General features: G+C 43.6%; 14 protein-coding genes, 1 pseudogene and 1 riboswitch. Of the genes and pseudogenes, 12 read left to right on the top strand and 3 right to left on the bottom strand.

The window, feature by feature from the left end; genetic code table 11:
* The first annotated feature begins 373 nt into the window (after window positions 1-373).
* The 5 genes from VZF35_RS10090 to VZF35_RS10070 all read left to right on the top strand — a co-directional run bounded on the left by VZF35_RS10090 (window position 374) and on the right by VZF35_RS10070 (window position 6,804).
* Complete coding sequence (locus VZF35_RS10090; RefSeq protein ID WP_407313259.1) at window positions 374-955, top strand: 5-formyltetrahydrofolate cyclo-ligase; 582 nt, start codon at window positions 374-376, stop codon at window positions 953-955.
* A gap of 30 nt (window positions 956-985) precedes the next feature.
* Window positions 986-1,468 carry an NADH-quinone oxidoreductase subunit NuoE gene (gene nuoE / locus VZF35_RS10085; protein WP_407313257.1) on the top strand — a complete coding sequence of 161 codons (483 nt, stop codon included), beginning with the start codon at window positions 986-988 and terminating at the stop codon, window positions 1,466-1,468.
* 12 nt (window positions 1,469-1,480) lie between these two features.
* Window positions 1,481-3,271 (top strand): NADH-quinone oxidoreductase subunit NuoF, encoded by a 1,791-nt coding sequence (nuoF, locus tag VZF35_RS10080; RefSeq protein ID WP_407313255.1) that lies wholly within the window; start codon window positions 1,481-1,483, stop codon window positions 3,269-3,271.
* A gap of 54 nt (window positions 3,272-3,325) precedes the next feature.
* Window positions 3,326-6,010 (top strand): formate dehydrogenase subunit alpha, encoded by a 2,685-nt coding sequence (fdhF, locus tag VZF35_RS10075; protein WP_407313253.1) that lies wholly within the window; start codon window positions 3,326-3,328, stop codon window positions 6,008-6,010.
* A gap of 188 nt (window positions 6,011-6,198) precedes the next feature.
* Entirely contained in the window at window positions 6,199-6,804 is a 606-nt protein-coding gene (locus tag VZF35_RS10070; RefSeq protein ID WP_407313251.1) for a molybdenum cofactor guanylyltransferase, read from the top strand.
* Here VZF35_RS10070 and fdhD read toward each other — a convergent pair.
* On the bottom strand, window positions 6,794-7,579 hold the full coding sequence (gene fdhD / locus VZF35_RS10065) for a formate dehydrogenase accessory sulfurtransferase FdhD (RefSeq protein WP_407313249.1): 786 nt from the start codon (window positions 7,577-7,579) through the stop codon (window positions 6,794-6,796). The genes VZF35_RS10070 and fdhD overlap by 11 nt on opposite strands.
* Window positions 7,580-7,881: 302 nt before the next feature.
* A riboswitch (molybdenum cofactor riboswitch) is annotated at window positions 7,882-8,011 on the top strand.
* A 110-nt stretch (window positions 8,012-8,121) separates the two neighbouring features.
* Between fdhD and moaA the strand changes: the two are divergent.
* The 7 genes and pseudogenes from moaA (at window position 8,122) to groL (ending at window position 13,801) form a co-directional block, all read left to right on the top strand.
* Window positions 8,122-9,092 (top strand): annotated as a pseudogene (gene moaA / locus VZF35_RS10060) (GTP 3',8-cyclase MoaA).
* Between the two features lie 3 nt (window positions 9,093-9,095).
* Window positions 9,096-9,581, top strand: a complete 486-nt coding sequence (gene moaC, locus VZF35_RS10055) for a cyclic pyranopterin monophosphate synthase MoaC (RefSeq protein ID WP_407313247.1) — start codon at window positions 9,096-9,098, stop codon at window positions 9,579-9,581.
* A gap of 67 nt (window positions 9,582-9,648) precedes the next feature.
* Complete coding sequence (locus VZF35_RS10050; protein WP_407313245.1) at window positions 9,649-10,083, top strand: MOSC domain-containing protein; 435 nt, start codon at window positions 9,649-9,651, stop codon at window positions 10,081-10,083.
* On the top strand, window positions 10,083-10,580 hold the full coding sequence (mog, locus tag VZF35_RS10045; protein ID WP_407313243.1) for a molybdopterin adenylyltransferase: 498 nt from the start codon (window positions 10,083-10,085) through the stop codon (window positions 10,578-10,580). Before VZF35_RS10050 ends, mog begins: the two co-directional genes overlap by 1 nt.
* A 156-nt stretch (window positions 10,581-10,736) precedes the next feature.
* The gene (locus VZF35_RS10040) at window positions 10,737-11,564 is read left to right on the top strand and encodes an NYN domain-containing protein (protein ID WP_407313241.1); all 828 of its coding nucleotides are present in this window, start codon (window positions 10,737-10,739) and stop codon (window positions 11,562-11,564) included.
* Between the two features lie 267 nt (window positions 11,565-11,831).
* Window positions 11,832-12,116, top strand: a complete 285-nt coding sequence (gene groES / locus VZF35_RS10035) for a co-chaperone GroES (RefSeq protein WP_407313239.1) — start codon at window positions 11,832-11,834, stop codon at window positions 12,114-12,116.
* Window positions 12,117-12,157: 41 nt separating this feature from the next.
* Complete coding sequence (gene groL, locus VZF35_RS10030; protein ID WP_407313238.1) at window positions 12,158-13,801, top strand: chaperonin GroEL; 1,644 nt, start codon at window positions 12,158-12,160, stop codon at window positions 13,799-13,801.
* A 126-nt stretch (window positions 13,802-13,927) separates the two neighbouring features.
* Here groL and VZF35_RS10025 read toward each other — a convergent pair whose 3' ends face one another.
* Together VZF35_RS10025 and VZF35_RS10020 are read right to left on the bottom strand one after the other, a co-directional pair.
* Window positions 13,928-14,182, bottom strand: a complete 255-nt coding sequence (locus tag VZF35_RS10025; protein ID WP_407313236.1) for a hypothetical protein — start codon at window positions 14,180-14,182, stop codon at window positions 13,928-13,930.
* A 101-nt stretch (window positions 14,183-14,283) separates the two neighbouring features.
* Entirely contained in the window at window positions 14,284-14,415 is a 132-nt protein-coding gene (locus VZF35_RS10020) for a hypothetical protein (RefSeq protein ID WP_407313234.1), read from the bottom strand.
* Between the last annotated feature and the right edge of the window lie 80 nt (window positions 14,416-14,495).

Raw genomic sequence — 14,495 nt, 5'->3', positions numbered from 1 at the left:
TAACTTTTTCAATGACGCAGAATAACTAGATATCGGGTTGTGGATAAGCCTGTGTACCCGTAAAAGTTAAGATTTAGAAAACCTTGACCAAATTTATTGAACTTTAACGTACAGCTTCGAAATAATGTGAAACTAAAATTTGAGGTGTCATTTAATTTAAACTCCTAATATCAACAAACAAGTTATCAAATTATATAGAAATTTCTGATATTTATTAATAGTAATAGACTGTTGTTGTTAAAGGGCCAAAGTTTAGTATAATTAAAAGATTCAAATTATACTTTATAAAATTTAAAATTTCAGGAAGGACTTTGACATTATTGATCGAATAATTCTGATAAGCACGTGATTTTACCGAAAGGGCAGTACTGATATGAGTGAGGATAAATCGTTACTCAAAGCCGAAGTGCGCAAATCGTGTTTAGATTTGCGGGCTGGTTTGGGAAATGAGGAGAGAAAAAACAGGAGTCGGCAAATTCAGCAAAACGTTTTAAATTTGCCAGAGTTTAAGCAAGCTCAGACTGTCATGCTATTTCTTAATTTTCGCGACGAAGTCGAGACAACAGCTTTGGCAGAAACTACGATTGCCAGTAAGAAAAGGCTAATCTTGCCTCGTTGTGCGCCCCAGGGGCTACTTCTGCCAATTGAGACCCGCGATCTAAGAGTAGATATTGAACCAGGTCTTTGGGGAATTCGAGAGCCAAAACTAACTATTGGAGAAGCAGACCCCTCTGAAATCGATTTAATCATTGTGCCAGGTGCTGGTTTCGATCTCCAGGGAAACCGCTTGGGGTATGGAGGGGGCTATTATGATCGCTTTTTTATGCGAATCAAGCCAACAGTACCTAGAATTGCCATTGCTTTTGAATGTCAAATTATTGAACAAGTCCCTGTAGATATGCATGATGCCAAAATGACGATGTTGGTCACAGAAAACAATGTTTACCATTTTTAGAATCTAGGAATTCAAATAGGGGGTATTTATTTGAGCAGCGTGTGTGAGAATCTAGTAGATCCTAAACAAATCGAATTGGACGAAATCATCGCCAAGTTTCGCCATGAGAAGGGGCCGCTCATCCCGATTTTGCAAGGAGCTCAAGAGGTTTATGGGTACTTGCCGGCTCACGTTCTTAAACACATTAGCAAAGCAACCCGTATCCCATTATCCAGGATTTATGGCGTGGTGACATTCTATGCCCAATTTCGCCTAACTCCTGTGGGACGGAATCTGATTAATGTCTGTTTAGGAACAGCCTGTCATGTCCGTGGAGGGGCAAAAGTATTAGAAACTCTTGAGAAGGAATTAAAGATTAAAGATGGTGCGACAACGGAAGATGGGCGCTTTACGTTGGAGATTGTGGCCTGTATTGGAGCGTGCGGTCTCGCGCCGGTAATTTCCATTAATAATGAGGTTCATGGACGATTGTTACCGGAGAACATCGCCGGGATATTGGCCAAATACGAGTAGGGGGATAAAGGGATGGCAGAGAATCAACGGATTCTAGTGTGTGCAGGGACTGGTTGTGCGTCATCAGGGGCACTTCCGATTATCGATATCTTAAAAGAAGAGATAAAGCGTCAAGGACTTGAAGATACAGTAAGTATAGTAGGTACCGGATGTCAAGGATTTTGCGAAAAAGGACCAACTCTTGTAATCGAACCCCAGCATGTCCTTTATACTCGTGTTAATGGAGACGATATTGCTGAAATTGTGGCCTCGGATGTTATGAGGGGTGAAAGGGTAGAGCGTCTCTTACTTTTAGATACGGAAACTCAAAAACCCATCCCTAAAATGTCCGATATTCGCTTTTTTGCTAAACAACATAGGATTGTTCTAAAAAACTGCGGAATTATCGACCCCCAGCGAATCGACGATTACACGGCACGTGATGGCTACAAAGCTTTGGAAAAGGTTCTTAAAGAGATGTCGCCTAACGATGTTATCGAAGAGGTTAAAAAATCAGGCCTGCGTGGACGAGGTGGGGCTGGTTTCCCGACGGGTTTGAAGTGGAGCTTCTGCCAACAAACTCCCAGTGACAAAAAATATATTATTTGTAATGCTGACGAAGGGGATCCGGGAGCTTTCATGGACCGGAGCGTACTTGAAGGAGACCCGCATTCTGTAATAGAAGGAATGCTTATCGGAGCCTATGGAATTGGTGTCGATGAAGGGTATGTTTATTGCCGAGCGGAGTACCCTTTAGCGATTAAGCATCTCGAAATTGCGATCAAGCAGGCAGAGGAAGCGGGTTTTCTAGGGGACAATATTTTGAACTCCGGTTTTAATTTCCGCTTGAAAGTATTTGCCGGTGCAGGTGCCTTTGTTTGCGGTGAAGAAACTGCCCTCATGGCCTCAATCGAGGGTAAGCGTGGTATGCCGCGTGTGCGTCCGCCTTTTCCAGCGGTCAGTGGACTATGGGGAAAGCCAACGAACATTAATAATGTGGAAACCTGGTCAAACATTCCACATATCATGCGCCATGGTGCAGAATGGTATGCTCAATTCGGAACGGAAAAAAGCAAAGGAACTAAAATCTTTGCCTTGACTGGGAAGGTGAATAATACAGGGCTGGTTGAGGTCCCAATGGGAACAACGTTACGGGAGATCATCTTTGATATTGGGGGCGGAATTCAGAACGGTAAGGCCTTCAAGGCTGTGCAAATCGGAGGCCCATCGGGAGGATGTTTGCCCGAGGACATGCTCGATCTGTCCGTAGATTATGAAACGTTGACCAATGCTGGGGCTATGGTCGGTTCAGGTGGACTTGTCATCATGGATGAGACCACATGCATGGTGGATATTGCCCGCTTCTTTGTGAACTTTTCGCAGAAGGAATCATGTGGGAAATGTACCCCTTGCCGTGAAGGAAATAAGCGGATGTACGACATTCTGGATAGAATCACCAAAGGTGAGGGGAAAATTGAAGACCTCGATACGCTGGAAAATCTGGCCTTAACAATTAAAGAAACTTCCTTGTGCGGCTTGGGTCAAAATGCCCCTAACCCCGTCTTGGCGACGCTTAAATACTTCAGACATGAGTTTGAGGCGCATATTTTGGATCATAAGTGTCCGGCGCATGTATGTTCCGCGTTGCTTAGTTATTCAATTGACCCCGAAAAATGTAAAAAATGCAGCCTTTGCGCTAAAAATTGCCCGGCTAACTGCATTAAAGGAGATAAGAATACACCCTATGTCATTAAAGAAGAGGATTGCATTAAGTGTGGGACATGTCTGGATAAATGCAAGTTTGGGGCAGTTATTCGCTCATAACCAGAGTTTTGAGCTTACGCTAAATAATGGACAAACTGAGAGGAGTGAAACACTTTGGAGTGGCTTACATTAACAATTGACGGGCGTGAAGTCAGCGTTCCTAAAGGAACGACTGTCCTTGAGGCCTGCCGCATGAATAATATCCCGATTCCGACCTTGTGCCATGATCCGGAGCTTACCCCAGCCGGAGCCTGCCGTTTATGTGTTGTTCAAATTGAAGGAATGCGAAATCTGCCTCCCTCTTGTGTTACCCAAACAACTCAAGGCATGAAAATTGAGACCCAAAATTCCAAGGTTCGCGCAGCACGCAAAACTATCCTGGAACTTTTGGTTGCCAATCATCCTTTAGATTGTATGACCTGTGAGAAAATGGGGGCCTGTTCTTTAGCAGAGTATGCTTATGAATACGGCGTAAAAGGAGAAGTCTTTGAAGGAGAGAAACGCGATCTTCCTGTGGATGAAGGAAATCCTTTTATTTTAAGAGACCCCAATAAGTGTATCTTGTGTGGGAAATGTATCAAGGCTTGTTCGGAAATTCAAGGAAAAAGCATTTTAGATTTCTCCTTCCGTGGCTTCGATACCCAGGTAGGCCCTGCCTTCAACCTTCCCTATAACGAGTCGGATTGCGACTTCTGTGGTTCTTGTGTCTCAGTTTGCCCAGTCGGAGCTTTGACCGAAAAACAAATGGTTGGGAAGGGACGTCCTTGGGAAGTCTCCAAAGTGCAAACTACTTGTCCATTCTGTGGAGTGGGCTGTAACTTTGATCTAAATGTTAAAGATGGAAAGGTCATTGGCGTGACATCGAATCCAAACGCTCCTGTGAATGGCAAAGCCCTTTGTGTAAAAGGTCGTTTTGGGATGGATATGATTTATAGCTCTAAACGTTTGACGACACCTCTGATTAGAAAGGATGGAGTCTTAGTTCCGGCGGAATGGGATGAGGCCTTAGATTTGGTCGCAACCAAGTTTCAGGAAATTAAAGATTCTTATGGGCCCAATGCTCTTGCAGCGTTAAGTTCAGCCCATTGTACGAATGAAGAAAATTACTTGATGCAAAAATTTATGCGCGCGGTGATCGGGACCAATAATGTTGATCACTGCGCAAGGACCTGACACGCTCCCACTGTGGCCGGTCTGGCCACTTCATTTGGCTCAGGTGCTATGACTAATTCTATTAACGAAATACCGAATACTAAGGTGATGTTTGTTATCGGTTCAAATGCAACGGAGGCTCATCCGGTCATTGGAACCAAGATGAAGCAGGCCTTAGCTAAGGGAGCAAAACTTATTGTAGCAGACCCCCGTTGCATCGATCTTGCAGAACGGTCGGATGTATGGTTAAGACTTCGTCCGGGAACGGATATTGCTCTTATCAACGGGATTATGAATATTATTCTTGCCAATGGCTGGGAAGATCGTTCATTCATTGAAGAACGTACAGAAGGTTTTGAAAAACTTAAAGAGTCAGTTCAAAAATACACGCCTGAGGTTGTCAGTCAAGTCACTGGTGTTCCGGTGGAGCAACTCGAGGAAGCTGCCAGAATCTATGCAACTGCTGAACGGGCTCAGATCTTCTATACGTTAGGGATTACAGAACACACTTGCGGTACGGATAATGTCATGAGTTTAGCAAACCTTGCTATGCTTACAGGAAACATTGGCAAGGAAAGCTCAGGAGTTAATCCAATGCGTGGTCAAAATAATGTTCAAGGTGCCTGTGATATGGGAGCCTTACCTAACGTTTACCCCGGATACCAACAGGTAGCCAACCCTGAAGTCCGGGCAAAATTCGAAGCTGCCTGGGGTGTTCCCCTTGACCCCAATCCCGGTTTTATGATTCCTGACATGTTTGAGGCTGCTGTGAGCAAAAATCTGCGTGCTCTCTATGTAATGGGTGAAGATCCCGTGATGACAGATGCGGACGCCAACCACGTGCGCAAAGGGTTAAAAGCTCTAGACTTCCTCGTAGTACAAGAAATCTTCTTATCCGAAACTGCGTTGCTGGCAGATGTCGTTTTACCAGGCGCAAGCTACGCTGAGAAGACAGGTACTTTCTCAAATACGGAGCGGAGGGTGCAGATGGTCAATCAGGCCATTAAACCCATAGGAAATGCCAAGACTGATGGAGAAATCATTTGTGAGCTAGCTAATCGAATGGGCTATCCATTCCCTTACTCTTCCTCTGAAGAGGTTATGCAGGAGATCGCCAAGCTGACTCCCCAATTTGCGGGAATCACCCATGCACGTCTGGGAACACAAGGGCTGCAATGGCCGGTGCCTAGTGCAGATCATCCCGGGACTAAGTTTTTGCACGAAGGGAAGTTCAGCAGGGGCAAAGGGCTTTTTGTACCCATCGAAAATCAGTTGCCTGGAGAACAACCCGATGCGGAGTATCCCTTCTTGCTTAATACCGGGCGTAAGCTCTCGCATTACAATGTGTTCACTCAAAGTTCAAAGGGCTTGGTGGAACACTCTCCAGATGAGTTGGCCGAGATCAACCCCAACGATGCCCAACGATTGGCAATTAACGATGGAGAAGTTGTCAAGGTGGCATCTCGCCGAGGAGAGCTGGAAACAAAGGTCAGATTGACGCAGCGAGTACCTGAAGGAATGCTCTTTATGACGCTTCACTATATGCAGTCGCCCACGAACGTTTTAACGAACGGGGCCTACGATAAAGTCACGAAAACCTATGAGTACAAGGTTTGTGGCGTAAAGATCTCGAAACTTAATAAATAAATTGATGAAAGGGGCTTCACTTTAACGAAGCCCCTTTTTATTACCCTTGATAATATAACTTCCTTCATTGAACACAGACCCCAATCGCATTCGTCAAGGTGACAGCACAAACTTGATGTGGTACATTTGAAGGCAGAATTGCTGTTCCCCTGTTAAAGATAAAGGAGGTCTCGAAAATTATTAATTTGGTGAATCCCGAGAAACAACTTGCCAAGTTAAAAGCGACGGGTATTCTGCTAGCTGGTGGAAAAAGCTCGAGGATGGGAAAAAATAAGGCCTTCCTGGAATTGGAAGGCCAACCTCTTGCAGAGCGAAGTTTAAAAGTTTTGGAAGCAGTGTTTACGGAAGTGTTAATTAGCAGCAATCAGCCTGAACTTTATACAGACTTCAATGTCCCTATTATCCAAGATAAAATTCCAGGCCGAGGTCCTTTAGAAGGTCTTTGCCAGGGTTTAATGACAGCAAGCTTTGAAACCGTTTTTTTTGTAGCTTGTGATATGCCCTTTTTGCAAGAGGAGTTAATTCGCTTTCAGTTTTCTTGGACGCCAAACTATGATGTTGTAGTCCCTCGGCTTCGAACGGGTCTGCACCCACTGCATGCTTTTTATAATCGGCGCTGTCTCCCGCATATTAAAAATAATCTTGAGAAGGGACACCTCAAGATTATAGATCTTTACCCAGTATGCAGCGTAAGGTATGTGGATGACTCAGACCTGGCGAGTTTCTCCAATTTAGAAGATGTCTTTTGTAATGTGAATACTCCAGAGGATTGGTCGAGAACCCTTAACCACTAATTCGCTCAGGGCAAGTATAGATATTCAGGCGTTGCTCTCGGGCAAAGCCAACAATCGTGATGTTTAAGGCAGCAGCCTGTGACAGTGCCATATCCGTTGGAGCACCTCGGGCGATTAGGATGGGGACCCTCATTTTAGCGACTTTAAGCAGAATCTCTGAAGACACTCGCCCACTAAAGAAGATAATGTAGTTTTCAAGCTCTAATCCGGAGCGAAAGGCGCTGCCGTTTAGTTTATCGAAGACATTGTGTCGGCCGATGTCATAGCTTGTTAGGATCACCTTTCCGTGATAACCCACGCCACCACTGTGTATTCCTCCAGTTGCCTGAAAAAGCGGAAGGTGGGACTGTAAGAAATTGGTATATTCATAAGCTTCTTTTAGTGGGATGCTATGGGCTGAGGTGAGCGGTTTAACCATAAGCGCGTCATTAGCGAAACAAAAAGAAGCACGGCTTTTACCACAGCAAGCTGAGACAAATCGTTTGCTCATAAGTTCTTTTTGCAAAAGACATGGCTTTCCTTCCACCCAAACTAAATGATCTATAGGATCCTCTCGAAGTTCATAGACGTCCTCAGGAATACGAATAAAACCTTCATTGAGTAAAAAACCTAAGGTAAGTTCTTCGGTCTGAGAAGGGGAGCATAACAGAGTGGCAATTTCTTCTCGGTTGTAGTGAATGGTCAATGGGATTTCTCGAACGACACTATCTTCTATCTGTTCGAGTTGTGGTCCATTGGCTTTAAGAATGGTATAAGTAACTGTTTCGTTTATCATGTATACCTCCTTGGACCTGATTTAACTCTAGTTTACAATATTTTTAAAAAAACCTGAATCTTTTTTTTATACTGTCAGAAAAGTATAATGTTTTTTTGATTAATTTCTGCAGATAAGTGCAGGTAATGGCTTCTGCTCTCGCAAGCTAACAAGTTCGAAGACAGTGTCTTCGGGCGTAAGGAGAGGTTTCTTTAAAAGGACGATACTTCCTGCCAGTAAATAATAGGGAAAAGGAATTTAGAGATTTATGGCGAATAACTTACTATAAGAAAATACTATTTATTGAATTAATTAAAAGCAACTAATACTGAATGCTCCGAAGCTGGATCTCCTAACGCAAGGCTATGGTGACCAGACATGTGTCTCAAGACACTCGGGTATTATGGGAAACTGTAATACCTCCCATTGGAAAGGAGTCTGTCAACAGGAGGAAAAATCCCCCGGCTGTTTACAGACCGCGGGATTTTTTGTGCTGTCAAAAGGGTTAGTTCCAGCCAAGTCTATTATACTTATTAAGAGCTAGAAAAGTAAGGTGTATTTTTATGCAGGATCAATTTCAAAGGCAAATTGACTACTTACGAATTTCCATAACGGATCGCTGCAATCTTCGTTGTAACTACTGTATGCCCAGCACAGGAGTACCTTGGATGCCGCGTGAGGATATTCTTTCTTTTGAGGAAATCCTTCGCTTAATGAGAATTAGTACTCAACTTGGTTTTCGTCGTTTTCGCATTACCGGCGGAGAACCACTTGTCCGCAAGGGAGTTCTGGACTTTATTCGAGCGGGCGCTCAACTCCCTGGAGTTGATGATCTTATGCTGACAACGAATGGGCTATTGCTTCCGGAAATGGCTTTTGACTTGAAAGCGGCTGGAGTTCAGCGCGTAAATATTAGTTTAGATACGATGGACCCGGAACGGTTTCGGGAGATTACGCGTGGCGGGGATGTTTCTAAAGTGATTCAGGGTATTTTCCGTTCTCTTGAGGCCGGATTAGATCCGGTGAAGGTTAATGTCGTCGTTGTACGCGATGTTAATAGCCAAGAGTTGCCCTCTTTTCTAGCTCTAGCTAAGCAATATCCCCTCCATATTCGCTTCATAGAACTTATGCCGATTGGATTAAGTTCTGAGCGAAGGAATGATTTTGTTCCTATAGAGGAAATGAAAGAACTATTAAAAATCAAACAGTATATTCCCAAAGAGGATATTCTAGGGGAGGGCCCGCAGAGTACTTTCAACCGCGTGGTTATAAAGGAAGTGTAGGATTTATCAGTGCCTTGAGCCGACATTTTTGCAGCTCTTGCAATCGAATTCGCCTTACTGCAGATGGTAAACTGAGACCTTGTCTGCACAGCAAGCACGAAGTCGATTTGCGCGAAGGGCTGCGTAATGGATCTACAGATGTAGAATTGTTAGATCTGTTCGCTCAGGCAGTTTGGCATAAACCTGCAGAACATCATATGAATCAAGAAGCTCTGCAAGGGCAGCGCACTATGTCCCAGATCGGAGGGTAGAAGATGAATGATTTAACCCATTTTGATGAACAAGGTCGCGCGCGAATGGTAGATGTTAGTAATAAAGCAGAAACTTCCCGTGTTGCGGTAGCTCATGGCAAAGTACTGATGAAGAAAGATACTCTGGAACGCATTCGTTCGGGTCTTATCGCTAAAGGGGATGTTTTGGCCGTTGCCCAAGTTGCGGGAATCATGGCAGCTAAGCAGACCTCGCAGATAATCCCTATGTGTCACCCTCTAGGAATTACAGGGACAAAACTCAGCTTCAGCTTGAAGGACACTGGAGAAGTAGAGACTGGAGAAGTAGAGATTGAAGCAGTTGTGAAAGTTCAAGGAAAAACAGGGGTGGAAATGGAAGCGCTCACTGCGGTAAGTGTGGCTGCTTTAACTATCTACGATATGTGCAAAGCGATTGATAAATCAATGACTATCGGAGAAATATATCTAGTAGAAAAACAGGGCGGAAAAAGCGGTCACTATATGCGCTAAGATAAGTTTTATCATGTTTTAAATGACTAGATTCAGAAAAAGCCTTAATGAGAGAGGAGCACTAAGATTGGGTAAAATAGTTGCTGTTTGTACAAGTGAACGAAAAGGTATGCGCAAAAAAAATGTGGGTGAGGGAATTTTAAAGGTAAATTTTGGTCTGGAAGGAGATGCCCATGGCGGAGACTGGCATCGAATGGTCAGCTTATTAGCAATGGAAAGCATTAAAACCATGCAGGATAAAGGGCTGAATGTCGGTCCTGGAGATTTTGCAGAGAACTTAACGACAGAGGGGTTGGAGTTACATACTCTTCCGATCGGAACAAAATTAAAAATAGGAGCAAAAAGCATTGGAGAAGTGACACAGATCGGAAAGGAATGTCACACGAAATGTGCAATATTCTATCAGGCCGGGGATTGTGTCATGCCAAAAGAAGGGATTTTTATTCGCTTGTTGGAAGGCGGCGCGGTTCGTGTCGGAGATACCATTGAGGTAATCGAATAATGATGCGGATTGGAATCATTACAGCCAGCGATAAAGGATCTCGCGGAGAACGAGAAGATCTCTCAGGCCCTGCCCTTAAAGAGCTGGCCCAAAGTATGGATTGGGAGGTTGCCGAATATATTATCCTTCCTGACGATCAGTCAATGCTTGAAGGAACCATGCGCCAGTGGGTGGATGAACTTAGTTTAGACTTGATTCTAACGACGGGAGGTACAGGATTTTCCCCGCGAGATGTCACTCCAGAGGCAACATTAGCAGTAGCCGATCGTTTGGTTCCTGGCATAGCGGAAGTGATGCGCCTGGAAAGTTTAAAGGTAACGCCGAAGGCGATGCTTAGTCGAGCTGTGGCAGTTTTAAGAAAACGAACGTTGATTATCAATATGCCTGGAAGCCCTAAGGCTGTTCGCGAATGTTTTCATGCTATTTCCCCTGCCTTACCCCATGGTTTGCAAATTCTTAAAGGCGAAGCCAATGAATGTGGAACTCCAACTAAGTAAACTAAGATTCTACAGACCTATAATAGGGGCTTTCATAACATACCGTTGTGGAGGTCCCTAATTCATTATCTTACGGCTATCTACTTTTGGCCTGTCACCCTTGTCCAGAGTTTAGCGTATATTATTGTAGACATGGCTTGAAAGGTGATGATAATAATGAAAGCCATTGCGTTTGTTGATTACGAAAACATTTGGACTAGTTTGCTTGAACATGGTTATGAATTGACGCCAGAACAATTGGTGCAATATTTGCAGCTATATGCGAAGCGCAGCAATACGGATTTACAAGCAGTATATTTGTACGCTAATTTCGATCGCGAGGAATTTTGGCGGACACAAACCACTTTTGAGAAAACGAATGTTTTTACAAGGCATGTATTTAGCAAGAACAATTTTGCTAGTACAGGGCTTCGTCGAAACGCGGCTGATTTAGAATTGATGCTGGAAGCCCAAGAGATCTTACTCACGCGAGCATCTACCTTTGACCTTTTCTTGTTAATTACCGGTGATGGCGATTTTCTTTCCCTTTTAAGAAAAATTAGGGCATGGGGAAAAGAAGTCAAAGTAATAGGAGTAGGCGGTAGTGTTCATCATTCTTTGCAGCCATATTGTGAAGGAGATGATCTCTTGGAATGGGTACTCCATGAAAACCCTGAAGTAGAGTATCAGCCCGAACAGGATCTAACTCAAGGGATACAAATTATTGGAACTCTTCAAATCCGACTGCCCTACGTTGCTTCCACAAAGGCAAGAGCGGCTTTGGCTGAACTTTTAGGACGATCGATTCCTCAAGTTAAAGAGTTTATTCGCTATATGTTAAGAGAAAATATGCTTATTGAAAAAGAACATTCCGATCGGAATCTAAAAATTGGCAAAACCAAAATATATCTCCTAAACCTTCAGCAAAAGAAGGTAACAGAAGCCCTAGGGCCTATGCTTGAGGAAGTAACCCAACGTCAATCAAAGTTGATGTTAGATGCTTAAACATGCATAGAATGGGGAGAATATGGAAACTATAGTGGTTAGTGGTAAGAAGGGACTGGGGAGGCCTAGAGCTAAATCTAATATAACGGCTTTTATAGAGAATAGGAGTAAATTGAACCTATTTAACATACAAGGCTGATTTTAAGGATTTAGGGGGGTTGCTTTCCCGTGTTTCCTTGCATATTATTATAGATATATTGTTAGCACTCAACAATGTCGAGTGCTAACAAGTAATAAATAACAAACATTAAGGAGGGTCTTTTCTTCATGAACATTAAACCTCTCGCAGATCGGGTGATCATTAAAGCACTCCCGATGGAAGAAAAAACTAAAAGCGGAATCATTATGCCAGACACCGCTAAAGAGAAGCCACAAGAAGGTGAAGTTGTTGCAGTAGGACCTGGCAAAATGGAAAAAGGGACTCGTGTTGTGCTTGATGTTAAAACAGGCGATAGAGTCATCTATTCCAAGTACGCTGGTACTGAAGTGAAGTATGATGGTGAAGAATACCTGATCTTGAAAGAAGCAGATATTTTGGCTATTATCGGTTAATTTAAATCACTGATATTAATACTTATTAAGGAGTGAATAACGTGGCAAAGCAAATTATTTTTAACCAAGATGCTCGACATGCTTTAGAACGCGGTGTCAATGCTCTCGCTGAAGCTGTTCGTGTTACTTTAGGACCTAAAGGGCGTAACGTAGTATTAGATAAAAAATTTGGTTCTCCATTAATCACAAATGACGGAGTCACAATTGCGCGTGACATCGAACTCGAAGATCCATTCGAAAATATGGGTGCCCAACTTGTAAAAGAAGTAGCTACAAAAACAAACGATGTTGCTGGAGATGGTACAACGACCGCTACAGTATTGGCTCAAGCTATCATTAGAGAAGGACTCAAGAATGTAGCTGCAGGTGCAAACCCCATGGGAATTAAACGTGGGATTGAACAAGCAGTTGACGTTGTTGTTGCAGACATCAAAGCTAATGCCAAACTTGTGGAAACGAGTGAAGCAATTGCCCAAGTTGCCTCGATTTCAGCAAGCGATAAAACCATCGGCAACCTGATTGCGGAAGCTATGGAAAAAGTCGGTAAAGACGGAGTTATCACCGTTGAAGAAGCCAAAGGCATGACCACCGAGCTTCAAGTAGTTGAAGGAATGCAATTTGACCGCGGCTACATTTCGGCTTATATGGTTACCGATACGGAAAAAATGGAAGCCGTACTTAATGATCCCTACATCCTGATCACGGATAAGAAAATCAGCTCAATTCAAGATATGCTGCCCGTACTGGAAAAAGTAGTACAAGCTGGCAGGCAACTGTTGATCATTGCCGAAGATATTGACGGAGAAGCTTTAGCAACTCTTATTGTCAATAAACTTAAGGGAACGTTTGTCTGCGTGGGCGTTAAAGCACCTGGTTTTGGTGATCGTCGCAAAGCCATGCTGGAAGATATTGCAGTCCTAACAGGCGGAACCGTTATCACCGAGGACCTCGGTCTGAAGCTGGAAAACACTACGATCGATATGCTTGGACGTACCCGTCAGGTTCGCATTACTAAAGAGGAAACCACGATTATTGAGGGTTCCGGCGACGTTGAGGATATTAAGAAACGTGTCGAAGCTATCAAGAGACAAATCGAAGAAACTACTTCCGACTTTGATCGTGAAAAACTCCAAGAGCGCTTAGCTAAACTTTCCGGCGGTGTTGCAGTCATTCAAGTAGGTGCAGCAACCGAAACCGAAATGAAAGAAAAGAAACTTCGTATCGAAGATGCTTTAGCTGCTACACGTGCAGCCGTTGAAGAAGGTATTGTTGCCGGAGGCGGAACAACCTTAATTGATGCTGTTTCCGCTTTAGATCAACTTCAACTGACCGGAGACGAAGGAACTGGAGTTATGATTATTCGTCGTGCTCTGGAAGAGCCCCTGCGTCAAATCGCCAACAATGCCGGTCATGAAGGCTCAGTTGTGGTTGAGAAAGTTCGTTCTTCCAATAGAGGAACTGGCTTCAATGCTGTCACTGAAGTATATGAAGACATGATCGCTGCAGGTATTGTTGACCCGGCTAAAGTTACACGTTCAGCTCTGCAAAATGCCGGTTCCATCGCAGCTATGCTCTTAACCACAGAGTGCTTAGTCTCCGACCTTCCTGCCAAAGATGGCGGCGCTGGTGCCATGGCTGGCATGGGCGGTATGGGCGGCATGGGTGGCATGGGCGGAATGATGTAAGTCAAGCCCTGAAACCCTTGATATAAGCCACTTTCGAGGGACGAGAACCTCCAAAAATGCCCCAACGGTAACAAAATGGTAACATTTTCAGAGAAAAAATGATACCTGCAAGGGGTATCGTATAAATCAGAGGTTTTTCACGAGTTCACTGAACTTTTGAGAAGCCTCTTTTTTCATGGCTTTTGTCGTGTGCATGCAGACAACTCTTGTCGTTTCGTCATCTTTATGCCCCAGTCGCTCCATGATCTCTGGGTGTCCTAAATAGTCTTTTTCCTCTTCTTGTTCGAGCTGTTTAATCGTTTTAATGATTGTTGGGATAGTTACATATTGAGTTGGATCATTCTTTATCAGCTCGGATTCGATGGCCTTTTTGAAGATCATACGGCCGATTACGTGAACACCTTCAATTGTATTATTTTATCTTTCGATCATTGAAAAACCCCTGGACGTTATGACCAGGGGTTAAGACTTAATCTTCATATCTATTCTTCTTCTGTTTCTTCCCAACATGAGAAGCACATAGTGCAGTCTAATCTAGGGTTATAACGGAGATCAACATTAACAATACCACATCGTTCACAAGTACCAAAAATTTGAGCCCAATCATCGTCCATACTATAATCCCCCCTATAGGCTTTCAAATTAACCTTCCTACTTAGATTATATATTTATGATTTTTCCGAAGGGTTACAAA

It is taken from the genome of Desulfosporosinus paludis (assembly GCF_045689965.1).
Lineage (GTDB): Bacteria > Bacillota > Desulfitobacteriia > Desulfitobacteriales > Desulfitobacteriaceae > Desulfosporosinus > Desulfosporosinus paludis.
The sequence above is the reverse complement of the archived record's forward strand: the minus strand, read 5'-3'. Positions and strand labels throughout refer to the sequence as shown.